The organism is Cronbergia sp. UHCC 0137 (assembly GCF_034932285.1).
GTDB lineage: Bacteria > Cyanobacteriota > Cyanobacteriia > Cyanobacteriales > Nostocaceae > Cronbergia.
Genome location: NZ_JAYGHC010000003.1, coordinates 34,766 through 59,385, shown reverse-complemented (window position 1 = coordinate 59,385; position 24,620 = coordinate 34,766). Strand labels below are relative to the sequence as shown.

General features: G+C 33.6%; 21 protein-coding genes and 1 pseudogene. 1 reads left to right on the top strand and 21 read right to left on the bottom strand.

The window, feature by feature from the left end; genetic code table 11:
- Positions 1-22: 22 nt before the first annotated feature.
- Entirely contained in the window at positions 23-472 is a 450-nt protein-coding gene (locus VB711_RS01860) for a DUF29 domain-containing protein (protein WP_323283976.1), read from the top strand.
- Between the two features lie 327 nt (positions 473-799).
- On the opposite strand, the gene VB711_RS01855 is transcribed toward VB711_RS01860, so the two are convergent.
- The 21 genes and pseudogenes from VB711_RS01855 to VB711_RS01760 all read right to left on the bottom strand — a co-directional run bounded on the left by VB711_RS01855 (position 800) and on the right by VB711_RS01760 (position 24,337).
- Positions 800-4,198 (bottom strand): glycosyltransferase, encoded by a 3,399-nt coding sequence (locus VB711_RS01855; RefSeq protein ID WP_416233548.1) that lies wholly within the window; start codon positions 4,196-4,198, stop codon positions 800-802.
- Between the two features lie 27 nt (positions 4,199-4,225).
- A pseudogene (locus tag VB711_RS26430) lies at positions 4,226-5,878 on the bottom strand (glycosyltransferase family 1 protein); the annotation flags it as partial.
- A 23-nt stretch (positions 5,879-5,901) separates the two neighbouring features.
- Positions 5,902-7,158, bottom strand: a complete 1,257-nt coding sequence (locus tag VB711_RS01850; protein WP_323283974.1) for a glycosyltransferase — start codon at positions 7,156-7,158, stop codon at positions 5,902-5,904.
- Positions 7,068-8,072, bottom strand: a complete 1,005-nt coding sequence (locus VB711_RS01845; protein WP_323283973.1) for a hypothetical protein — start codon at positions 8,070-8,072, stop codon at positions 7,068-7,070. The genes VB711_RS01850 and VB711_RS01845 overlap by 91 nt, the downstream gene beginning before the upstream one ends.
- Positions 8,073-8,127: 55 nt before the next feature.
- Positions 8,128-9,180, bottom strand: a complete 1,053-nt coding sequence (pseI, locus tag VB711_RS01840; protein WP_323283972.1) for a pseudaminic acid synthase — start codon at positions 9,178-9,180, stop codon at positions 8,128-8,130.
- A gap of 8 nt (positions 9,181-9,188) precedes the next feature.
- A complete protein-coding gene (gene pseG / locus VB711_RS01835; protein WP_323283971.1) occupies positions 9,189-10,679 on the bottom strand; it encodes a UDP-2,4-diacetamido-2,4,6-trideoxy-beta-L-altropyranose hydrolase in 1,491 nt (496 codons plus the stop codon).
- A 29-nt stretch (positions 10,680-10,708) separates the two neighbouring features.
- Positions 10,709-11,893: an N-acetyl sugar amidotransferase gene (locus tag VB711_RS01830; RefSeq protein ID WP_323283970.1), complete on the bottom strand. Its 1,185-nt coding sequence runs from the start codon at positions 11,891-11,893 to the stop codon at positions 10,709-10,711.
- 3 nt (positions 11,894-11,896) lie between these two features.
- Positions 11,897-12,706, bottom strand: coding sequence for an imidazole glycerol phosphate synthase cyclase subunit (locus VB711_RS01825; RefSeq protein ID WP_323283969.1), 810 nt, complete (start codon positions 12,704-12,706; stop codon positions 11,897-11,899).
- A gap of 8 nt (positions 12,707-12,714) precedes the next feature.
- Positions 12,715-13,353: an imidazole glycerol phosphate synthase subunit HisH gene (gene hisH, locus VB711_RS01820; protein WP_323283968.1), complete on the bottom strand. Its 639-nt coding sequence runs from the start codon at positions 13,351-13,353 to the stop codon at positions 12,715-12,717.
- Between the two features lie 6 nt (positions 13,354-13,359).
- On the bottom strand, positions 13,360-14,115 hold the full coding sequence (locus tag VB711_RS01815; protein WP_323283967.1) for a glycosyltransferase family protein: 756 nt from the start codon (positions 14,113-14,115) through the stop codon (positions 13,360-13,362).
- A gap of 25 nt (positions 14,116-14,140) precedes the next feature.
- On the bottom strand, positions 14,141-14,728 hold the full coding sequence (locus tag VB711_RS01810) for a hypothetical protein (protein WP_323283966.1): 588 nt from the start codon (positions 14,726-14,728) through the stop codon (positions 14,141-14,143).
- A complete protein-coding gene (locus VB711_RS01805; RefSeq protein ID WP_323283965.1) occupies positions 14,715-16,274 on the bottom strand; it encodes a hypothetical protein in 1,560 nt (519 codons plus the stop codon). The genes VB711_RS01810 and VB711_RS01805 overlap by 14 nt, the downstream gene beginning before the upstream one ends.
- A 23-nt stretch (positions 16,275-16,297) precedes the next feature.
- Positions 16,298-17,428, bottom strand: a complete 1,131-nt coding sequence (rffA, locus tag VB711_RS01800; RefSeq protein WP_323283964.1) for a dTDP-4-amino-4,6-dideoxygalactose transaminase — start codon at positions 17,426-17,428, stop codon at positions 16,298-16,300.
- Positions 17,429-17,455: 27 nt separating this feature from the next.
- Positions 17,456-17,821, bottom strand: a complete 366-nt coding sequence (locus VB711_RS01795; protein ID WP_323283963.1) for an EamA family transporter — start codon at positions 17,819-17,821, stop codon at positions 17,456-17,458.
- A 186-nt stretch (positions 17,822-18,007) separates the two neighbouring features.
- Positions 18,008-18,877, bottom strand: a complete 870-nt coding sequence (locus VB711_RS01790; protein ID WP_323283962.1) for a class I SAM-dependent methyltransferase — start codon at positions 18,875-18,877, stop codon at positions 18,008-18,010.
- Positions 18,878-18,951: 74 nt separating this feature from the next.
- Complete coding sequence (locus VB711_RS01785) at positions 18,952-19,737, bottom strand: hypothetical protein (RefSeq protein ID WP_323283961.1); 786 nt, start codon at positions 19,735-19,737, stop codon at positions 18,952-18,954.
- Between the two features lie 15 nt (positions 19,738-19,752).
- Positions 19,753-20,763 carry a glycosyltransferase family 2 protein gene (locus VB711_RS01780; RefSeq protein ID WP_323283960.1) on the bottom strand — a complete coding sequence of 337 codons (1,011 nt, stop codon included), beginning with the start codon at positions 20,761-20,763 and terminating at the stop codon, positions 19,753-19,755.
- 6 nt (positions 20,764-20,769) lie between these two features.
- The gene (gene pseC / locus VB711_RS01775; RefSeq protein WP_323283959.1) at positions 20,770-21,981 is read right to left on the bottom strand and encodes a UDP-4-amino-4,6-dideoxy-N-acetyl-beta-L-altrosamine transaminase; all 1,212 of its coding nucleotides are present in this window, start codon (positions 21,979-21,981) and stop codon (positions 20,770-20,772) included.
- Positions 21,939-22,928, bottom strand: a complete 990-nt coding sequence (pseB, locus tag VB711_RS01770) for a UDP-N-acetylglucosamine 4,6-dehydratase (inverting) (protein ID WP_323283958.1) — start codon at positions 22,926-22,928, stop codon at positions 21,939-21,941. Before pseB ends, pseC begins: the two co-directional genes overlap by 43 nt.
- 80 nt (positions 22,929-23,008) lie before the next feature.
- A complete protein-coding gene (rfbA, locus tag VB711_RS01765) occupies positions 23,009-23,932 on the bottom strand; it encodes a glucose-1-phosphate thymidylyltransferase RfbA (RefSeq protein ID WP_323283957.1) in 924 nt (307 codons plus the stop codon).
- Between the two features lie 6 nt (positions 23,933-23,938).
- A complete protein-coding gene (locus tag VB711_RS01760; protein ID WP_323283956.1) occupies positions 23,939-24,337 on the bottom strand; it encodes a tetratricopeptide repeat protein in 399 nt (132 codons plus the stop codon).
- Positions 24,338-24,620: the final 283 nt, after the last annotated feature.

Genomic DNA, 24,620 nt, shown 5'->3' with positions numbered 1-24,620 from the left:
ATACTAACCACAAGGTATTGTGATGATTAATATCAATGAACTAAAACAATTATACGAAATTGACGATTATCTTTGGTTGGAAGAAACCATTAAACTTTTAAAAACCAAAGATTTACACAATTTAGACATAAACAATTTAATTGAAGAGTTAGAAAGTTTGGGTAAAAATAATTTAAACAAAGTTAGAAGTCTATTAAGACAAATTATTATTCATCTTTTATTATTGCAGTATTGGCAACAAGAATATGATCGAAATTATCGTCATTGGCAGGGAGAACTTATTGCTTTTAGAGATGATTTAAGCAATAGTCTAACTACGACATTGAAAAATAAATTAATTGAAGAATTAGAAAATATTTATAGTGTTGCCTTAAAAATCGTTATTCAAAAAACAGGACTATCATCAAATTTATTTCCCGATAAATGTCCATACTCCTTAGAACAATTATTAAATGATAATTGGTATCCTTAAAATCCCGAAAATTACTACTCACTCAAGTTGCTAATTATTAATTTTTCGGATATTTTGTAGTCTGTAGGGTGCGTCAGACAAAATAATTTAGGCTAAAATCAGTAATTTTAAGTTTCTGACGCACCTTATTTGATCTAAGAGGATGTTTAAAAAGTTATTCATGTATAAATAAACCCCTCTCCAAACCTCTCCCCGACGCGGGGAGAGGCTTTGAAACCCCCATTCCCTTGTAGGGAAGGGGGGCTAGGGGGGCTAGGGGGGTTAGGTTTCTAATATCTATTAGTTTCATATAATACTTTTCAAACAACCTCTAACTAGCAACTTACATTACTCTAGATTCAAATTTAGAGTTTTTGGCAGATTTAATTGATTAATTAGTAGTTTATTTTCACAATCAAGTTTTAAATAACCATGCAGTTTTGGTAACAAGGATTTCCACATTAACGGCGTAATCTCCGACAGCAAAGAAATTTGTAACTTTTCAGTAACATCTATTTCTTGTTCTAACATTATATTCATCACGACAGCCGAAATGAGTAAATCAGCCTCCTCAGAACCAACACCAGTCGTATCAATTAAAAGAGTAGTTGCCTCCTGCTGAAAATGATCAACAACATCAAAAAATATTCTAGCTAATTCTAAACCTAATTTTTCTTCATCCGTTGACCAATCTGGGAAAATAATTAAATTAACATCCTGGAGATTCAAATATAAAAGAGTCGTATCAACTAAAACCGAACTTACGGTTTCAGCCATCTTTACCCAAGAAAACTTTTTCGCTTGTTCCAAACCTGCCCTAATTAAAGAATTACGCACCCCAGGTTTTTGAATTTCACAAAGGGCATTTGCTAACTCATCAACATCATTATCAGGTACATATATTGCAGCCTCACCAGCCACCTCTGGAATTGAAGCATTAGCACAAGTAATCACAGGACAACCGCAAGCCATAGCCTCAACAATAGGCATTCCAAAACCCTCATATTTAGAAGGATAAACCAATGCTACAGCACCAGAGTAAGCTACTGCTAATTCCTCATCACTCAGTTTCAACATATGTACAGTTATACCTGAAGAATAGGCTCTCAACTCAGGTGCTAATATGCCAGCATTACCAGTACCAACAATATCAAAACCATAATTATTTACCAACTCTGCTATAGCTTGGAAAAACAAAATACTATTTTTATAACTCCCCCCAATCCCAACTAATAAAAAGTAGGGTTTTGTAATTCCATATTTATTTTTAAAAGCATTAATCACGTCAGGTTTAGCAGGGGTAAAAGTCTGACTAACTCCGCAATAAGCAACATTAACCGACTCTAAAGGTATATCGGGAAAAAACTTCACTAAATCCCGTGCTGTATGTTCAGAAATAGCTATATAGTTAGAAGCGTGTTGAATCCCTTGGTGTTTTACTTGCCACATGGGTTCATTAATATCCCATTTCATCACTTCAGGAATCATGTCATAAGCCATGAATACAGAGGGTGTTGTAATTGGCGTTGTATAATAGGAAGAGATGAATAAATCTGCCCCTTCCTGATTACAAACTTCCTGTAACATTTCCCTATCATTATCAGGGTTATTGTAGTCATAATAGGGGAGAGTCAGATACTTTACGCCCCCTATTTTTGGTGCAGTTCCAGCCCTATCCAGGACAATAATATGTTTAGCAAAACCGCTATTTACCCATTCTTCTAGCAGCGATTTCCAGACACGGGCAATACCAGTTTGATAAAGTTGGAAAAATACACCATCAACTAAAATTGATGGTGATATAAATTCATTATTTAATAAATTTTCTTCTACTTCATTGAGTAAAAAGCTAACAGAATATTCTTGTAAATGTTTTGGTAGATACCAGTTAACTGTTGGATCAGGTTGATGTTGAACTGGCTGAATATTACCTCGCCATGCAACACCCATAATTTGCATAGTTTGGTAGACCATTGTATTCCAGCCTTGTTTCCGTAAATAGTCTAAACCTTTAGCTACAGCAGGAGCATTCAAGTCATGAAACAAAATCAGAGCATCTTCTTCTGCAAATTGTTCACAAATTATCGCATCATTGAGGGGAACTTCTGCTTCATGATCACCATCAATAAAAATTAGCGCCCATTTACTTTGAGATTTTTTCGCTAACTCTTCTACCTTCTGAGGACTATAACCAGCCACTAAATTAACTGATTCAAAAACCCCAGCAAATGTAAGAGAACTACTAACACTTTCATAAATATCTTCTACAGATAATAAAGGATCAATTACATCTAATTCAACACCTGCCAAGGCAATATGACAAGCTGACCAACCCATCCAGCATCCTATTTCTAATGCTTTTTTGCCTTTAAACTTTAGAGCAGTATTATAAATAATATGGGCTTCATCTCGACTGAGAAATCCTACAGTTTGTCGTCGTTTATCAACATACCAATTATGAGTAATATGGCGACGTAAGTAAGGCCAAGCACAAGTATTAGTATCTCCTACAATCATATTAGGAAAAGCATAATCTGGCTGGATGATTTCTAGACCAGGTGAAACATAATCACCTTTTGGTAATAATGCTTTTTGAATTACCTCCACAGTTTCTTTAATCATTCTTTCTTCTGTAAACATTTTTTCTGCTCTTTGCCGACAATTTTGACCAATTGACTGCCGCAATTGGGGATTTATTGTCCAATCTTCGATAGTTTTTGCCAACTCTTTTACTGCTGCTTCTGGATCGATTTTAGGGTCAGTGAGTAGTTTACCAGTTTCTCCTAGTTCTTCAGGAATTCCACTGACTGCGGAAGCAATTACTGGTAAGCCCTTGGCCATAGCTTCCATAACTGCTAACGGCATTCCTTCTAATTCTGAAGGTAAAATGAAAATATCAGCGTTGTCTAGTAAATCTGGGATATCCCAACGTTGTCCTAAAATCTTAACTTGGTTGGTTACTCCTAAAGACTTAATTTTGTTTATAATCAGTTCAGAAGCATCTTTTCTAATTGTTCCTGCCCATACAAAATAAATGTTTGGCCAGACTTCACTTTGTTTTAGTAATTCTATTGCTGCTACTTGATATTGGTAGCCTTTAACAGCCTCTAATCGACCAGATGTAAAACAAACTACTGCTTCTTTAGGAATAGCTAATTCATAACGTAGACGCTCTCTTACAGAAGAAGTAACTGGATTAAAATATTCTTTAGGTCTACCATAGTAAATTGCCTGTCCTAGATTAGCAGGTAACCAAAAATATTTATGTAATAATTCTAGATTTTCATAAGATACGGCAATTACAGCACAAGATTCTTCATAAGTTTTTTGCAGAGTATCAGGGGTTATATGAGTTAGCAATCTTGTTAGATAAGGAGCAACAAAACCAATAACAATAATATAAGGAATACCTTGTGATCTAGCCACCTGTTTGGCAGCAAAATTAGACAAGGGACAACAGTCACTAAAAATAATTAAATCGGGTTTACAAGCAGGGAAAATCTTTTCTGCATCTGATGAATCAACTAATGCACGACCAAGACTATTAGGTATATTAGTGTCAATTTCTAACCATAAATGTTCTATTCCTAATTGTTGACGCTCATCAATTAAAGGATTATTTGCATGACTTTGTACACAAGTTACTTGATAGCCTAATTTTACTAAACCACACATAAGAGAGTGGTTATATTGTGCTACTCCACCACTTCCCGAATCATCTGTGTAGAGTAATATATGTTTCTTCATATTATTAATCTTATTCACCGTACTGTGAATTGTTAGTATTGGTTTTTGAATCGCTGCTTTTTGTTTTTCTAATTCTTCTGGTGATAAAAATTCCCAACTGTTACTGCTAAGTTCTTTTTGGACAATTGGTATTACACCATAAGATTCAGCAGTATCTACCTTTGTTTCGTCCCCTACCCATCCAAAATATTCCCGTAACATAACTGGGAATTTATTTGCTACCTGTAGGTTTTGCCACTGAGAAATAGCATTTCTATAACCATAATATTGTTCTTTAAATCGCAATTGCTCTGGTGTAACGTAGGCAAAATGTTGAAAAACTAGACCAGAGTTTTCTGTCTCTTGGTGTACAAAAGGATTAATTGATGCTACATTTTTTAGTTGACCATCTGGCAAAGATTCTACTAATACAGGTGGTTCATGGGCAGCCCAAAATGCTCCTGGTTTAAATTTCCAAGTTCTTAACCATTCTTGTTGAGGGTTTTCTGCATAACAGTTGCGGGTACTGATAATTAGTTTTTCACCTACGAAATACCAGCACCAATATAAAGCAGCAGTTTTATCAGGGTTTTTGATAAACATTTTTCTAGCAGTACAAATCTGCTCAAATGTCCATAATTCATCTACATCAACTTGCCACAGTAAGCATTCTTCTTGAATATTAGGAAGTGGGGCATTGACCATTTCCCGCTTTCCATCCCAAAAAATTCCTTCTGATTTTCGATAAATGGTGATATTATCAGGATAAAGTTTAGCTAGTTCATCGATATATTCTGTAGTTCCGTCATAACTACGTCCATTTTTATGTATTTCTTCATTAATACTTCCTCCCAGTTGTAGACTCCAACTGGTGTCGTGTTTTAAATCTGCTACACCTTCAACAATATGCCAATGCCATTTAAAAGGCAGGTCTTTTAATACCTGTATATGATACTGAATAAAGGGTTGTCCATTAAGAACTATAGTAAAAAAATGAATTGGTAGATTAGAAGGTTCTATTTTCTTAAAAATAGAGTATCCATTACGAAGAAAATCATCTTTTTCAACTAGTATATAATTTGGATCTTTGAGTAATTTTTGATGATTAGCATAATTTTTAAATGTTTTAATATCATCTAAACAAATAATTTTAGCTCCATATATTTCAGTTAATTCTGCATTACCAGTAAATTCCGAACCATCGATTAATACTAGATCAAAAAAATCAATATTATTTTCTTGCTTAATTTTTTTAATTCCATTTTCTGTTAATCCAGATGCTTTTATATGCTCAATATCTTGCCTTAACCAGCCAAGGACAAGCTCTAGTGGATAAAAGTTTAAATTACTTTGAATCTGATTGTAGAAATCAATAAGCTCTTCTTCATCAGGAAAGTTTTCTAGAGCTATGGAGGATATATTATAACATTTAACAAATGATTCATTTTCGTATCTTTTTTTTAACTCATTAAATCTATTGGCTATAACCTCCATACAAAATAATGTTGGTTTGTTGGGGTTAAGTCTTAGTCCAGTTACAAATGCTTCTGTACTTCCTTCACCGGAAGACGAACCAATTTCTAAAACTGTTTTAATGTTCTCTTCTCTAGCAATTCTTTGAATAGCTATGTAAAATTTATCGTTTTTGATTTCAGGAGCAATTAAATCGTTTGATGCGGTGTTTTTAATTTTGTTAGTCATGGTTGTGTTGTCTATATATTATATTACTGGTTAATAAAGCTATTGTAGTGATGACAGGGCAGAAGATGCGCCGATAACTGGGATATTATAACTGTATTTTCGCTTTCCAAAATAATTCTTGCTGTAATCTTTGGTAAAAGAACTTGCCATTGGATATCAGCTAGTTGGACTAAAGGAGAAATTTGTAACCCATCAGCAAAGTCAATACCATCTTTCATCATTAGAGTCATTGCCACACTAGATATTAGCAGTTCGGCATCCTCTTCTGAAATATTGGTGATATTGATCAGTAAGGTAGTGCGATCGCTATCAGGATGAGTAGCGATCGCTTTAATCACTCTTTCTAATTCTAAGCTAATTGTCTCTTCTAGTTGCAACCAATCAGGGAAGATAATAAAGTTAATTTCTCTGAGATTTAAAGAAAATAGAGTGGCTTTAATTAAACTTGTGCTAATATCATCCGCCATCTTTGACCAGGAAAACCTTTTAGCTTGAATCAATCCTGAATAAATTAATGAACGTCGAACTGCTAATTTTTGTACTTCACAAATAGCGTTAATCATACCATCTAAATCATCATCATTGATGAAAATAGCTGCTTCTTTAGCTACTTCGTAAACTGCCGGGTTTTCTCCACTAATTACAGGACAACCACAAGCCATTGCCTCTATTACAGGTAAAATGAAATAATCGTACTTTGATGGATAGATTAATGCCAGAGCCGCAGAATAAGCCGTTGCCAACTCTCTACCTTCTAGTATAAGGGTATAAACGGAACTACCTGATGTATAGTTTCTCAGTAGACGCTCAAATGCTGAGTCATTGCCTATACAAACTATATCAAATCCGTTTTTACTTGCGAGATTAGTAAAGGCTTGAAGAAATAAAATACTATTCTCATAAGCACTACCACCGACAACTAAAATAAAATATGGTTTACTAATACCATATTTTGTTTTGAAGTCATCAATTTCTTTTTGAGTAGCTACAGAAAAATTTGAGGAATCAAATCCATATTCAGCAATATTTACATTATCCAAGGAGATATCTGGAAAATTTTTAACTATATCCTGTGCTGTATTTTTGGAAAAAGCAATATAAGCTGCTGCATTTTCAATACTACGATGCTTGTCTTTGATAAGAGGCTTATTTAAATCCCATCCTCTAAGTTCTGGAATCATATCATAAGCTACACACACGGAAGGCGTTTCATTTGGCGTAGTGTAGTAAGTAGAAACAAAAATATCCACTTCTTGTTCATCACAGACTTGCTGGAGCATCTGTTGATCAGTTCCTGACGTAATTCTTCAGGTGATTTCAAGTGTTCAGCCCCAAGATAATAATTAACTGTTTCTATTTGCTCGGCTGTTATATAGGGATTAGGATTTTTAAATAGTAATTTTAAAGATTCTAATATAGCTTTGTCTGGACTCTCTACATCTCTCTTTAAAATTTCTTCATTTTCAGCTTCATAAAAACAATCAAATTTATCCATAAAAAAATATGAACATCCAGCTTTTATTGAAAAAAATAGATTTGCTCCTATTTCATTACTAGCTGCATAGCGATGTGTGGAACAGAGATGATAGAAGCGAAATAAAAAATGTTTATCAAACATATGACCAGCAGACACTATTCGTATTCCTCTTCTTTGAAAAGGAATATGTCTTCCTAGTTCAAAGTCGCGCCAGTAAACACAAACTGTGACAGGCTGATATTCATCATCAAGATTAATTAATGCATCTGCTAGTTTTTCCCAATCTGCTTGTACTGTAACATGGTGTGTAGAATGGGATGGGAAAAATATAGTTCCTTTTCTGTTGGGTTTAGGTTGGTTTTTGAGCAATTCGAGCAGATATAAAAAGGGTGATGCTGAAGGGATAACAACTTTATTAACTCCGTGACGATTAATATAATCAATATATATTTGTTGGCGCTCAAAAGGGTACGATAATATCACAGGAAGTGGAGACATTATTTCTTCATTCCAAATAAAATTCCTATCCATATATACACCGTGTGGTAATATAATTTTAAACGGATAGTTGTGAGGTAATCCAGCATATAGTTTTAAGATAAAGTCGTTACCATAGAAATAGTTTCCAGAAAATATTTCATAAGATTTAAATTGGCAATTTAAGCAAAGTTGATAAAGGTTATTTTGACTAGATAAAGTTTCTTGTAAAGTTAACATACATTAAATATCCAGTAAATTTTAAACTTAAATACTAAAGGAACAAATACTGAAGTTAATCTAGTAGGATATTCCAATCTAAAGAAGTACCTGCTGCCAAGTTTTTTGTTACTTTTTTGCCTAATAAAACTTGATAGTATTTAGGTGGTAAGCCAAATCCTGGACGTACTGCCCGCAAATTATCTGGTGTGAATATATCCCCAGCTTTCATATCTTGAGAAATGTAGAGCGATCGCCTAAAAACCAAGGAGTCTTTTTCAGCATTAGTCGCCCCATACTGTATATTACCCATGGCTTGCCAGGATCTTTCACTTTCAATCACTAACTGTTGCATTTCTTCAGGTTCCATTGAAAAAGCGGAATCAACTCCACCATCAGCCCGCCGCAGTGTAAAATGTTTTTCGATGAATGTAGCCCCTAAAGCAACACTGGCAACGGCTACACCAATCCCCATTGTGTGATCTGATAGTCCTACTTGGACATTAAACAAGTCGCGTAAATGGGGAATTGTCCGTAAGTTACTATTTTCTGGTGTCGCTGGATAGGTACTGGTACATTTGAGTAAAATCAAGTCTTGACATCCTGCTTCCCTTGCTGTTCTGACTGTTTCATCTAGTTCTGCTACCGTTGCCATTCCTGTAGAAATAATCATCGGTTTACCAGTGCTGGCAACTTTACGAATTAAGGGTAAATCAGTATTTTCAAAAGAGGCAATTTTATAACAAGGTACTTCTAACGATTCGAGAAAATCGACCGCAGTAGCATCAAATGGCGTACTAAAACCAATGATTCCCAGTTCTTTACATTTATCGAATATCGGTTGATGCCATTCCCAAGGTGTGTAAGTTTGTTCATATAATTTATACAGGGATTGACCATGCCATAAACTATCAGGATTTTTAATATAAAATTCCCCCTCATTGATATTTAAGGTCATTGTTTCGGCTGTGTAAGTTTGGATTTTCAGCCCATGTACCCCTGCTTTTGCTGCTGCTTCAACTATTTCTAATGCCCTATTTAATGATTGGTTATGATTACCAGACATTTCCGCTACTACAAAGGGAGGATAGTTAGCACCAACTTTTTTACCTGCGATGTTAATTTGCATTTGGATTTTTACCTAGTTTTGAATAAATGAACTGCTTGTTGACCTTTGATAATAGTCGTTCCTATTGACTGAAAACCAACTTTAGTAAAAACCTGTATAGAAGTTTGATTATCTGGTTTGATATAAGCATTTATTTGATAAACATTTGAATCTTTAAATAATTTTTCCTGAGCTATTTTAATTAGATAGCTACCGTAACCTTGATAGCGAAATTGTGAAGCAATACTAATTGATATTACAGCTTGATTATTTCTGATATCATAGCGAACTTGACCAATCGGTATATTATTGTAATCAATAGCAATATAAAAAATGCAATTAGAATCTATTAATTTTGCATTGAACCATTTAACATGATCCTCCCAATTTATAGGTTCTGATGAAAAAGAAACTGCACGTACATCTGAATCATTTGCCCATTCCCATAACAAACCAGAATCTTGGTGAGATGCAAAGCGTAATTTCAACAAATTTTGTTTTAGATATTTCACCACACGCTGATTTCCCTGTCCATCTATTAATTTTTGGCTAAGTCTACTCATTTGGCTGCGTATGTTGATATTTAGCAATAATTGGTTAGTTGTTGATGCTATATCAATTACCGAAACATCTTGATAATTTCCCAGGGTTATAAATATTTCTAATTTATGTAGTTGTTGTGCGATCGCTCTCTGATTTTCTGCTAAAACTAATATTAAACTGGGTAAACCCATAAAAGCCAATTCCCAACAGGTACTACCACCCGCAGTTATTGCCACATCAGCCCAAGCCATCAACTCAGGCATATTTTGAACATTTTTTTCTATACGAATTGTTAATTTTGATTCCTTTGCTGTTACTTGCAATTGTTCATCATGGGAATTACTTGCACCAACTACAACTATCACTTCTAATCCATCAACTTTTACCAACTCCAAAGCCTGAATTACTTTTAAAGTAACATTATCCGGGTCAGCACCACCCATTGTCACTAATATTTTACTAGCTACAAGTGGATTAATTCTCTTCCAACCTTGGCATTGCCAAAACTCCTGCCGTAAGAGTGTATAACGTGTACCTAATAACAATTGAGTGTAAGATTCTCGATTAGTATATAAACCGTCATCAGCAGAAATATTTTGATTTAAAACAATATCGGCATAGTAATGTTCTGCGTGTCCATAATCATCAATAAATAAAAGCTTTAACCCAGAAACTTTAATTATTCCTTGATATTCAGCATCAAATTGATACCCATCTACTACAACCCATTGACAATCAAAATCTTTTGCTAGATTGGATGTTTCTTGAGCATCTTTATTGCTTCCTGGCAAAGATTTTAAATAATAAACTTGTATAGATTCGCTTATTAAGCGAGAGGCTAAAATTGATGCTTTCTTATTTATACAGAAAATAACTTGCCATTGATTTTCTTTACAAGTTTGGGCTAAAGCCAAACATCGCATTAAGTGACCTATACCAATTTCACTAGAAGCATTGGCACGAATTAGTAAGTACATTTTCTTATGACCAGAGTTTTTGAGAGTTTTTAGTTCTGATGAGCAATACCATAGGTTGAACGTTCACCCCAAATATTATCTTTTACCCATTGTCCCTTTTCAATTTGCCATACACGAGAATCACGAAAGGTATCACAAATATAGTCAAATTCTGCCTCTGTCATATTTACATACTTGAGCCAACGTTCTAAATCTCGACGTGGTTTGACATGATCATATTTTCGTACCATTTCTATACCTTCCTCACGAGTCATTATACCTCCTCTAATATCTTTAGAAGCATGATCAGAACCACGTCCATAACCAAATTTTACAAATTTCAAGTAATCATGAATACCATTTTCGTGCATATCATCAAGATTAGACATTTGACGATAAGTACGTTCAAATGGTTGCTGTGCAGGTCGCCAACCATATAAATCCATAACTAATTTTGTATGTTCATTTGGATCCCAATTCAGGAAATTACTGAGATAAATACCACGTACTTCTACTTCATCAATCTCTTCATCAGATGGATATTTAGCCCATAATAAATCTTTACTTTTTAACCCTTCTTTTAATTTAGACTTACCCAGTTTTTCCAAACCTTGATCAGTAAAGTCATACCAATCGTATCCTCGCAAAGCGTGTTCTAAGCGAAACTTAGCTGTAAATTCTACAAAATCATTATAGGAATACATTCCCCCTAAATCCATAAAACCATGTTCACCCCATAAAATTAAAGGTACTTTATAGCGAACAGCGACTTGAATAGGTACTGTAAAAATTCCACAATGGCCATGCCAATTCATATCACCTTGCAACTTAAATCCAATACGATTCATTTTAATGAGAGTGTCTACACTGGGGCGAACAATAATATGGTCACAATCAAATACTTCTCGCATTCTGTAGAGATTATATTCTCCTTCAGGTAGATAGTTGTTACCATGATAAGTCACTAACAGAGGTTTAAGACCTAATTCTTTAACGGCAATATGAGTTTGAAAGTAACTGTCTTTACCACCACTAACAGGAATAATAATGTCATAGTTACTGCTACTGCAATACTCACTAGTTAACTCTTTAAGCCACTGCCAACGCTGTTGCCAATCTAGAGAATTTCTTTTTTCATGAATACGGCAGCCAGAACAAACTCCTTGCTCATCAAACATTAAAGGGACTGCGCTTGATGAAGGATAAACACATTTTGTACAATATTGAACGGACATAGCTTATTTCCCTTGGTGAATTTTGAATAAACGAACTTCAATTCCAGCCTTTGCCAATGCTCGCTTTCCTCCTCTATCTGATAATTCCTTAAAATGCCAGATATTGGCGGCAGCTACTGCAGAAGCACCATTTTTTATACCTTCTGCATAATGTTCATATCTTCCCACACCACCACAAGCAATTACGGGGATTTGGACTTGAAAACTTACTGTCTTGATTAATTCAATATCATAACCTTGTCCTGTCCCATCACGATCAATACTATTTAATAAAATTTCACCCGCTCCCAACCTTTGGGCTTCTTTAGCCCAATTTACTGGGTTTAATCCTGTAGCTTTACTACCACCTTCAATAAAAACCTCTGTTTCTCCATTAGAGTTTCTTAATACGTCTATACTAACAACAATTGCCTGACTACCAAATGTTTTTGCTCCTTGGGTAATTAATTCTGGATTAGTTACTGCGGCTGTATTAATGACAATTTTATCAGCACCTCTACTAATCACTCGACGCATATCTTCAATTGTGCGAATTCTTCCTCCCCATGTTAAAGGCATAAAACAAGTTTTACTAACTTCATCTAATATCTCTAAAGAATCTGTTAAGCCCCTAACCTTATGATCATCTCGTCGTAAATCATATTTATCCTCTTTACTAATATCTAAATAAATTAATTCATCAACATTCCATTCATTAAAACGTTGAACTTCATAAATTGGATTGCCAATAATTTGGTGAATTTTAAATAACTCACTACGAACTAGCAAGCCATTTTTTAGTAACAAGATAGGAATGAGTCTTTTTTTAAGCATTTTATTTTTTAAATTAAATCAACAAAGTTTTTTAAGAGTTCTATTCCTGCATTTTGACTCTTTTCAGGGTGAAATTGAGTTGCATATATGTTAGCCTTTTTAAGGCTGGCAACAAAATCTGATCCATAAGTAGTTAGCCCAGTGATTAAACCTTCTTCTTCTACATTAAACACATAACTATGTACAAAGTAAAAAACCTGAGATTCACCTAAGTTTTTATACAAACAATCTTTCTTGACGAAATTAACATCATTCCAACCAATATGAGGAATCCTCACAGAGTCATTATTGTCATTATTAATTTCTAACCGATTCACAGTACCTGGAATCCAGTTTAAACCTTTATGTAAACCATACTCAGTTCCAGTTGTGGCTAATAACTGCATACCCAAACAAATACCTAGAAATGGCTTACCTTTTTCTCTTACCTCTTTTTCCAAAACTTTTATCCAACCACCAATTTCGAGATTTTTTATACCATCTCCAAAAGCACCAACACCTGGTAAAACTATATGGCTGGCTTGATATAAATCTTCTGGGTTTTGAGTAACATTTACAGAACATTCAAAAGAGGCAAAAGCATTATAAACTGAACGTAAATTACCCATTCCATAATCAATAATTGTAATTGTATGCTTATTCATCATGATAATTTAAGTTGTATAATCTCTCAAATCCTTTTGTTTTACATGAGTATTTATTAACAAAAGTTCTGGATTTGCTTTTAAAAAAGCTACTACCTTATCAGTTGCAAAAATCTCCCCTTCACGATATAAGTTTTTATATATTTTCTCTATTAGTTTCCAATCATCTTCTGTATCTAAAGTCAAGCGATAATCAGATAGATCATCATCATTGACTTGGTTGTATAAACTAAAAATTTCCGGGTGTTGATAAATATAAGGTGTAACGTGTTCTCTTTGATATGCTTTATCTGCCTCCTTAAATGCTTGTTCTAACACTGAAAATGTAAAAACTTCTGCATCTAAACCACGAGGATAACTACGATTTAGGCAATTACTCAAATAGTCTATTTGTAATCCATTCACTCTTTCAGCTTCAAAGTATTCCAACATCCTAGTTAAAACTTCAGAATCGAACAAAGGGCAGTCAGAAGTCACCCTCACAACCACATCAGCTTGATATTGTTTAGCTGCTAAATAATAACGCTCTAAAACATCTTCCTCACTCCCTCTAAAAAACTTTACATCACATTTTCCTGCTTCTGCAACAATCACATCATCAGCTAAAGATGTCGTAGTAGCAACTACAATTTTATCCACTAACGAACAACTTTTCACCCTAGAAATTACATGAGATAAAACACTTTTGCCACCAAGTTGTTTCATTACTTTGCCAGGTAAGCGAGTAGAACTCATGCGTGCTTGAATAATTGCTACTGGTTTCATAAAATACCCTTAATAAACAATAGTATCACTTATAACAAGATATTTCTTGAGTAACAACATTTTGATTTGGGTCAGTATCAATGATTATTACATGAGAAAATCCTTTTGTTTTAGCGTTGTTACAAATCTCTTGTTTACTTTGTGGTAGTTGTTTAGTAGTTCGTAATGTATAAGACTCATAACCGTAAAAATCTGCGTTACAGTAGGCAGCAGGTAAGCCATCAATCATTACCATACCACTAACAGCCGGAGCAATAAAAGAAACAGATTTACAATTTTTGAGCCAGTTCCAATAAAGTTTATTTGATTGGGGAATATATAAGGCTGTCTGACGTTTATCTCCTACAGGCATTTTACCTAATTCTTCTAAAGTTTTTAGAAGTATATATCTTGGACTATTTTTCAAATAGGATTGAGGGGGAGTTGTGAGTGGTAATTGTTCACCTGGTTTCATACCTTGTTGAAGTATGAATATTCTAGTATTTACATTTGATTGGATAAAATCATAAAAATACTTAATAAAATTATCGGTTGCTGATACTAGAAACGGACATAACAGCAATACCCATAATAAGTATTTAATTTCTAAGTTCAGAATTTTATCTTTTTTCATAAACTTTATTGGAAAATGTTTTTATATTAGGAATATTTGCTATTAATAAACTGAGAGAGAAAACAATTTGAAAATCGGTAAAATAGTAAGCACTTCCACCTCCTATTTGCAGAAGCATACCAGGAGCTGCACCAACAATACATAAAAGTAAAATGACTTCTATATCTATTACCATGAATTGATTAATAGCAGTAATAAAATCTTTTATATTTTTAATATTTTTCATTTTAACAACAAAAATAATGTATATCCATGACCAGAAAAATGTCAAATGAAACCAAAAAGGTTTCCAGGGATCTTCTACCCAATCTTGTATAAATGCAAAAAGTTTAAATGGACTTGGTGAAGGATTTTTAGCCAGCAAGAATGCAGTCGCAAACATTACAGTCAAAATAAACAATGAAGTAACATAAACTTTGCTTTTATATAGTTTAAATCTTACTACTAAATATATAGAAACACAAAATAAAAGTACACCTACAGAAATTTTTAATATAGCAACTGTACTGATGAGACAGGGAAGAACTAAAGCAGGTAATATAGCCTCTATCCAAGAAATATTATTATGATACAGGGAATTTATATTAACTTGTAATGCTAGAGAGAAAGCCATAAAACTGATAGCAAATGCCGTAACATGAGATTCGGCACTTAAAGGAGAAAAAACCCAAAATCCAGCTTGAAAAGATAATACCCTTGGTATAAATCCCAAAAAGCCAAGGAAAAAAATAAACCATAATAGCCAATTAATCCTGAGTTTAATATCAACAGAATCATTGATAAATTTTCGTCTAAAATCAAAAGAAAATTCTAATATTTTTTGAAAGAAAAACGGCACAATAATGACTGGATAAGCTAATTGATAAAATATTAATATTTCCATATTTAATAAACTAGATAAATGTGCAAAAAGCCAATGGCTACCGTAGTGATAAGGTAGATAGACTAATCCATCAATACCAGTGCTAGGAATGCCGTATGTTTTGATAATGTTACTAATAGCAGCATGAAATAATTGATCAATGTGAGCATTTTTTTGTATTAAACCCTCTGTAAACAATGGATTAAGATAACCAGTACCATACTTAAAACTGGCTATATATAAAGAAAAGAGAATAGTTACTAATATAAACCTGAAATTCTGTCGGGTAGTACCTGGTTGCCAAAAAATAATGTAATTAATAGCAAGTAACAAAAATCCTATACAAAATATAAGAATGAATAAGTTTAAATTAAGATAAGAAGCAACTATTCCTAAAAAGATGATAATTATTAATCCCCATAAAGAAATAGCTGCGTCACAATTAAGCCAAGATGGTTTAATATTGAGTTGTAATTTCTGACTAAAAAATCTATATCCTTGAGGTAGAAGCAACAAAAAACTACTTAATGATAAAGTCTTGAGAATAGGTAATATGGGATTATCAAAACCTATACGAGCGATATAGTAAACAATTGCTATAGAAAATGCCATTGTTGTAGAAAAAATAGCAATAGTATTTTTAGCATCTTCTAAGGCTATATCATTTGAGTTTGTTTGTTGCATTATATTTATAATATAAACGTTAATTAAACCTTTACGGCATCTGTGACAACTTTGATTACCAATGCAATTTCCTCCTGTGTCATATCTACCCACAAAGGTAGACGTAGAAGGCGATCGCTAACATTGTCTGTAATTGGTAATTCTTTGCAAGCACGTCCATATTTTTTCCCCGCAGGTGATAAATGCAGGGGAACATAATGAAACACAGCCTGAATACTAAAGTTCTTGAGGTAGTCAATTACAAAATTCCGGGTTTCTAAGTCTGGTAATAATAAATAGTATATATGGGCATTGTGTTCACATTCATTGGGAATAAATGGACGATGTAATTTGCCATTAAATTCTAATTCTGCAAATGCTTGATGGTATTGTTGCCAAATATTTTTCCTTTTTTGAGTAATTAATTCCGCTGCTTCTAGTTGCGCCCAAAGAAAGGCTGCATTAATTTCACTAGGTAAGTAAGATGAACCAATATCCACCCATGTGTACTTGTCTACCATACCTCTGAAAAATTGGCTGCGGTTAGTTCCTTTTTCCCAAATTATCTCAGCGCGATCGCACAGTAAAGGATTATTTATCAGTAATGCACCACCTTCACCACAAATAACATTTTTAGTTTCATGAAAACTCATTGTTGCTAAATCTCCCATACTTCCAAGAGGTTTATTTTTGTAACTAGACGCAATTCCCTGTGCTGCATCCTCAATCACTATCTGTTGGTAACGTTGGGCAATATCCATAATACTATCCATTTCGCAACTTACACCAGCATAATGTACTACAATAATCGCTTTTGTTTGAGGAGTAATTGCCGCTTCTATTTTTGATTCATCTATGTTGAGAGTATCTGGACGTATATCTACAAAAACAGGTATACCACCCCGTAGCACAAAAGCATTAGCAGTAGAAACAAATGTATATGATGGCATAATTACCTCATCTCCTGGCTGAATATTAGCTAATATTGCTGCCATTTCTAAAGCTGCTGTACAAGAATGAGTTAACAGTGCTTTATAACAACCTATTTTTGATTCAAAAAAATGTTGGCATTTCTTGGTAAATTCACCATTTCCTGAAAGATGACCATTGGCAATCGCTTGAGAAATATAATTTAATTCGTTACCTGTAATTGACGGTTTATTAAAAGGAATCATGTTTTTAATTAATTAACTTTGTGGGATTCAACCTCTACTTCCGATAATAATGCCTGCAATAATTAAAGCCATACCCATAGTTTTTGGTATAGTTATGGGTTCTCTAAAAAATACAGAACTGAGAAAAACAACGAGTACAAAAGACAAACTCATAAAAGGATAAGCATAACTAAGAGGGAATTTACTCATAGCAGCCATCCAGCTAAGAGAAGCTAAAAAAGCAGAAGCCAAACCACTGATTATCCAAGGATTTAATAGTAAGTTCAGAATAAATCCAATTTTATTCATAACTTCTGTAGGTAAGTTACCTGTGGAGTTAACCTGCCATTTAATAACAATTTGTCCATAGACTGTAAACAATATTGTTAGTAATATGTAAAGATGATTAACCATAATAATTAAGGTTCGATTATTAATATGTTTTATTGCTATTTTTCGATAAACTTGATATTTTTTAAACGATTACCATTCGCAATTTATTAAAAATGTCATTGAACTTATTGCCTGTAATTGACAGTTCATTAAAAGGTATATTCATAAATTTGTTTTAATTAAAAATATTATAAACTGAACATAAATTTACATTTTTTTGGCTACTAATAATAAAGAACCTCCATAGGAAAAAGATATACCAGATTTTATCATCATTAGCTCTAAATTAAGAATTTTTTCCAAAACAACATTCAATATACCACTAATTCTAAATTCAGACAAAGGATCATAATTGGAAGTGGGTTTTCGTTGACGTAAGCGGGATAATAACATCAGGGGTAGTAGTAATGATACAAAAGATGTCATTTTTACTATTCTAAATCCAGCGTCTTCTACCTTATTTTTCAAATCTTCCTTGCTATAACGACGTACATGGCGAGCATAAGCATCAGCTTGACTCCATAGCCAGGGATGTTGCGGAACAGTTAACAAAATTCCTCCATATTTATTTGTAGCTCTATACATTGATTTTAAAACTATTTCATCCTCTTTTATATGTTCTAATACGTCAAAAGCACAAATCAGATCAAATTCATCCTCAAAAGGAATTTTTCTTGCATCCATCTGAAATAATTCACTTCTAGATAATCTTTTTCTAGCAAAGTCTAAGCCTGTGATAAATGCTTCACTTCCATAAAGGGTTAATTGTGGAAATGTTTGTTCTATTTCTGATAAAACAAATCCCGTACCACAACCGATTTCTAGGCATTGATACATTTGGGTAAAATAATTTTTTAATGCCCATATAATCAAGCGATTGCGAGAACAAAACCAAAAATTTTTAGCTTCTAGTTCAGCAAGTTTAGCAAACGCAGAAACATTGAAACCGTCATTAGTAAATGCAAGTTCAGGAGCAAAGGCTAAATAACTATTAATTTTTCCAATTTGATGGTGACAAGAGGGACAAACCCAGTATAAGTTATCAAATTTTTTATTACATTTAAGACATATTTTCATTTATTTTTCCTAGTTATTATCAATAATAAAATTTCAGACAATACAAAAAATCTCAACATTTTAGAATCTACTAATTACTCCGATTTATGCCAATAATGGAAAGTAAATAAAGGGTTCTTAAATTGAAAACCAATTCTTGCATATAGATTTAACACTGAAGTATTATTAGTAGAAATCAATGTTCTTGCATATTGAATCCCCTCTTGGATCATATTTTCTAAAATTGATAACCATAAAAACTCTCCTAAACCACTATTTCTATATCTTTTATTAAAGCCAGCTAAAATTAAATTACTTTCTTTTCTACACATGAAAGCTATTTTTTCATTTTCGTACTCTAAACATTCAAAAATTACATTTCTATCAGAGCATAAATCACCTACCCAATAACTAAATCTTTTATTAGCAATATCTTGTGTACAATTAGGATCTACATGGAATCTATCATCAATAAAAGATTCTTCTGCAATTTTCTGAATTTGTTCTCTGGAGTTGCAAGCATCATTGATATTTATTTGGGTAATATTAAATTTATCTATTTTATATCTAGCAGGTATAAAATTATCTTTATTTTGTATAAAACTTTTTATAATTTTATTTTTATTCAAATTAGTGTAAGGTGAAAGAGTGGATTCTACTACATAAAAACCACAATTTTGCACTATAGAAGATAAATTTATATTTTGTTTTGATAAGCGACATTGAATAAAAATTTGATTATATGCTTGGATAGCTGCAAATATATCTTGTTTTAAGAGATTTTGCTCTGGAGACTCAAAAAAAACTTCATTTAACGCAAAACTGGTAATTCCCAAGTTTCGTGTTTCATAAGCTATAATATCTAAATATTTGCTATTCATAGTTTTTCAACTCATTTATTGTGACAAATGTAAGTGGCTAAAATGATCCTCACTATTGCTAGTGATTAATTTTTTATCTGTTTTATATGTTTGAAGTGTTTTTATACTTTGAGTGGAATTCCTAATTAAATACAAAGGACGCTTTTTTGCTTCATCAAAAGATTTACCTAAATAAATTCCAATGATTCCTAAATTATAAATAATAATACCCCCCAAGAAATAAATAGAAACAATCAAACTACTCCAACCGGTTACTACAGAACCATAAATTAAAGCACGAACTAATATATATATCCCATAAATAAATGCTAGTAGTGATATTGTAAAACCGAGTTTAATAGATATTCTTAATGGTTTATCAGAATATGCAATAATTGTGGAACTTGCCAGTTTCCAAAGCTTGCCAAAAGTGTATGTACTTTTACCTTTAAAACGACTCTCATGCTGAACATCAATACTAGCAGTAGGAAAACCCATCCAGTCTATTAAACCACCAAAGAAACGTAACTGTTCCCGCATTAAACGGAAGCTTTCTACTACTTTCCGAGAGATGATGCGGAAATTACCGACTTGACCATCATAATTAATATCTGTAAGATAACTAAATAATTTATAAAAAAACCAAGAAGTCCAACGCTTTAATAGAATGTCATTACGTTTTCCTCTTCTCGCAAGTACCACATCATAACCTTCTTGAGCTTTAGCATATAAACGAGGAATTTCTTCTGGACGATCTTGTAAATCACAGTCCATCACTACTACCCAATCTCCATCACAATGATCTAAACCAGCAGTAATACCATAATGCTGACCAAAATTACGACTAAATTGAATTCCTTTAACACGAGGATCTTTTTCTGATAACTGTAAGAGGATTTCCCAAGAATGATCGCCTCCACAATCTTCAACTAAAATAATCTCAAAGTCAGCAGAAACTATTTCTAATGATTTTACTAAACGTTTATACAATTCCTGAAGACAATCTTCTGCTTTATAAACCGGAATTACCACAGAGATAACAGGCATTTTTTACTACCCTCCCAACAAAATATTTTGGATTGTCATTACTACTTTTTGTTGCTGTTCTTGAGTCAAACTATAATAAATTGGTAGGCTAATTGCCTCCTGATAATACTGTTCAGACTTAATAAAATCTCCTGCTTTAAATCCTAATTGTTGATAATAAGGTTGAGTGTGTACAGGGATATAATGTAAATTTACTCCAATTCCAGCTTGACGCAATTTTGTAAATACTTTTTTATGAGTTTGATTAATTTTATCTAACTTGAGTCGAATTACATATAAATGCCAACTAGATTCTGTATCTGGATGCTGCCAAGGTAATACTATTGGTAATTCTTGAAGTAGTTGATGATATCTTTGCGCTAAAAACCGCCGTTGTGATACAAATTCATCTAATCTTTGCATCTGACTAGCACCCAAAGCCGCTTGAATATCCGTCATGCGGTAATTAAAGCCTAATTCCAGTTGCTGATAATACCACTCTTCATCATAATTACCTTGCATTAAATCTGGATTCCTAGTAATACCATGACTTCTTAATCTAATTAATTTTTGATATAATTCCTCCTGATTGGTTAAAATCATACCACCTTCTCCAGTCGTAATAATCTTCACTGGATGAAAACTAAAAACCGCTAGATTAGAAAATTGACAACCACCAATACTTTTTTTCTGATAGCTTCCACCAATGGCATGAGAAGCATCTTCAACAATTTTAAATCCATATTCTTGTGATAAAGAAAAAATTTGCTCCATCTCACAAGATTGTCCAGCAAAATGGACTGGAACTAATACTTTAGGTAAACAATTTTGTTTTTTGGCTGCAATTAATTTCTGCTCTAATTCATTGATGCCCAAGTTGTAGGTGTAAGGATCAATATCTACAAAATCTACTTTAGCCCCACAATAAAGCCCACAATTAGCCGAAGCAACAAAGGTATTTGGTGATGTCCACAAAATGTCACCATTCCCCAAATTGGCTGCTAAACAAGCAATATGTAATGCTGCGGTAGCACTGGAAACTGCAACAGCATATTTTACATCACAATATTTAGCGACAGCTTGCTCAAATCTTTCTATTGTTGGTCCTTGAGTAATCCAATCTGAACACAAAACCTCTACTACAGCATCAATATCTGCTTGATTTATATCCTGTTTTCCATAGGGTATATAGTCATTCATGGTTTTATCATATCTAGCAGTTGGTAAGATGTTAGCCATTCAGTATTTGTCTCAGAACTATACTCAAATCCGTCCGAAACTGCTATTCCTCTTTCACCTAAAACATTACGAGCGTAATCAACATTACGCGAATATTCGATAGTTGGTTTAAGTACATAATGATCAGCAAATTCTAAGGCTAAATGGGAAGATTCTTTAGAAAACATAGCTTCATGTAATTTTTCCCCTGGTCTAATCCCAATAATTTTAATTGGTACTCCTGGTGCTAGGGCTTCCGCTAAATCTATCATTTTCATTGAAGGAATTTTAGGGATAAAAATTTCTCCTCCCTGCATTCTTTCAAAGCTGTTAAATACTAAATCTACAGATTGTTGTAGGGTAATCCAAAACCGGGTCATTCGAGGATCTGTGATTGGAATTTCTGTGGCTTTTTCCCGTACGAGCTTTTGAAATAAGGGAACAACTGAACCCCTTGAACCAACTACATTTCCATAGCGAACTACGGAAAATCGGGTTTTCATTTCCCCAACAATATTATTGGCAGCTACAAAAAGCTTATCGGCTGCTAACTTGGTTGCACCATAAAGATTAATTGGATTGACGGCTTTATCTGTGGAAAGAGCAATTACTTTTTCTACTTGTTGTTCCAGGGCTACATCAATGACATTGTTTGCTCCATAAATATTAGTTTTAATACATTCCATTGGGTTATATTCGGCTGCGGGAATTTGTTTGAGTGCGGCAGCATGAATGACATAATCAACACCCCGTAATGCTAAACGTAGACGATCTCGATCGCGCACATCCCCCAAGAAGTAACGCATGACTGGTGAATTGAACTCCCGCTCCATTTCATACTGCTTTAGCTCATCCCTTGAATAAACTATCACCTTTTGGGGAGTATATTTATTTAAAATACTTTTGACAAATTTATGACCAAATGAACCTGTACCGCCAGTGATTAAAATAGACTTATTATTAAACATTGTTAAATTACGACTATGAATTTACTGTGACTAAATATTATTTAAACTCTTGCTATTTTTCGCTAATCTCTTGTTTATTACTAATTGAGAACTGCGTTAATATTGACAGCATTACGTGGCATAAATCCAGATTTTGTTTCATTTTCTGTAATCTCCAATATATAAGATCCATAACTACTATTTGACATGGCTTCAGCCAATTGACGAAGTTCTGATAAGCTAATATATCGCTTGTTGTATGCAATTTCTTCAATACAAGCTATTTTTAGCCCTTGTCTCTCCTCTAAAGCCTGAATAAAATTAGCAGCTTGATGCAGAGATTCATGAGTGCCTGTGTCTAACCAAGCATATCCTCTTCCTAGCACTTCTACTTTTAACTTACCTCCATTCAAATAATGTAAATTTATATCAGTAATTTCTAGCTCATTACGAGAAGATGGCTTCAGGTTAGATGCAATTTCTACTACTTGGGAATCATAAAAATATATACCTGGTATAGCATATTTAGACTTAGGAATTAGAGGTTTTTCTTCTATACCGACTGCCTTTCCATATTCATCAAATTCAATAACTCCATAGGGTTTAGCGTCTTGAACCTGATACGCAAATACCAAACCGCCCTTTGTCAAATTTGCAGAGCGAATCAGTAAATCTGTTAATCCAGAACCATAAAAAATATTATCACCTAAAATTAAGCATACTGGCTCATTATCAATAAAATCTTTACCTAAGATAAAAGCTTGGGCTAATCCTCCTGGTTCAGGCTGTCCAATATAACTAAAAGTTAAGCCTAATTGACTACCATCTTTGAGAAGTTGTTGAAATAGCGGTAGATCACTAGGTGTTGAAATAATTAAAATTTCCCGAATCCCAGCCAGCATTAATACAGATAAGGGATAATAAATCATGGGCTTGTTATAAATAGGTACTAGCTGCTTACTGATAACATGAGTTATCGGGTAAAGCCGTGTCCCAGAACCACCAGCTAAAATTATTCCTTTCATAGAATACTACTGTTTTTCGCTCATTTCTTGTTTTTGAATTTGCTCTAAAACAACTTTGTAATCTTGTCGGTTGGGATGTAGTTTCACCAACTTTTCTACCAGCACTTTAGCACCCTTTGTGTCCTGCGATCGCATCCGTAACAAAGATAATTTTTCTAGTGCTAATTGATTTTCTGGTTCTCTCTGTAAAACCAGTTCATAACCCTCTACTTCTTGCTTCAATGCCACTTGAGCCGATTCTACTACTTTGGTTTGCGGAGTTTCCCAGGCCTGTTTAACAGTGTTAACCCCAGCAAATAACATTGAACCACCAAAAGCTACCAGGGAAATATAAGTAACAATTCTTTTTCTTTGTTGAATTTGCTTCCCACGTTTACTTAAATAATCTTCCTTAGCAGTTGTCATGTTTTTATATTTGCTGCTGATAATATTGATATGACAGCAATCCTCCTAACATGATCAAGCTTACCCACAATGTTGCAGAAACTATCATGGTCTGTAAAAGCAACATTTGGCTGTTTGGATCAATTCAAAGGACTATTCCCAAATAATTATCCCATAAAATCTATCCTTATGAATGGTTCAAACCCATATACCACAAGACTTTCCTCCCAAATCGCTCGCTGATGGCGAAACCTGTTGCTTGTTGGCTGCTATATTTGCTATACTCCAGATATTGCTTAAAAAA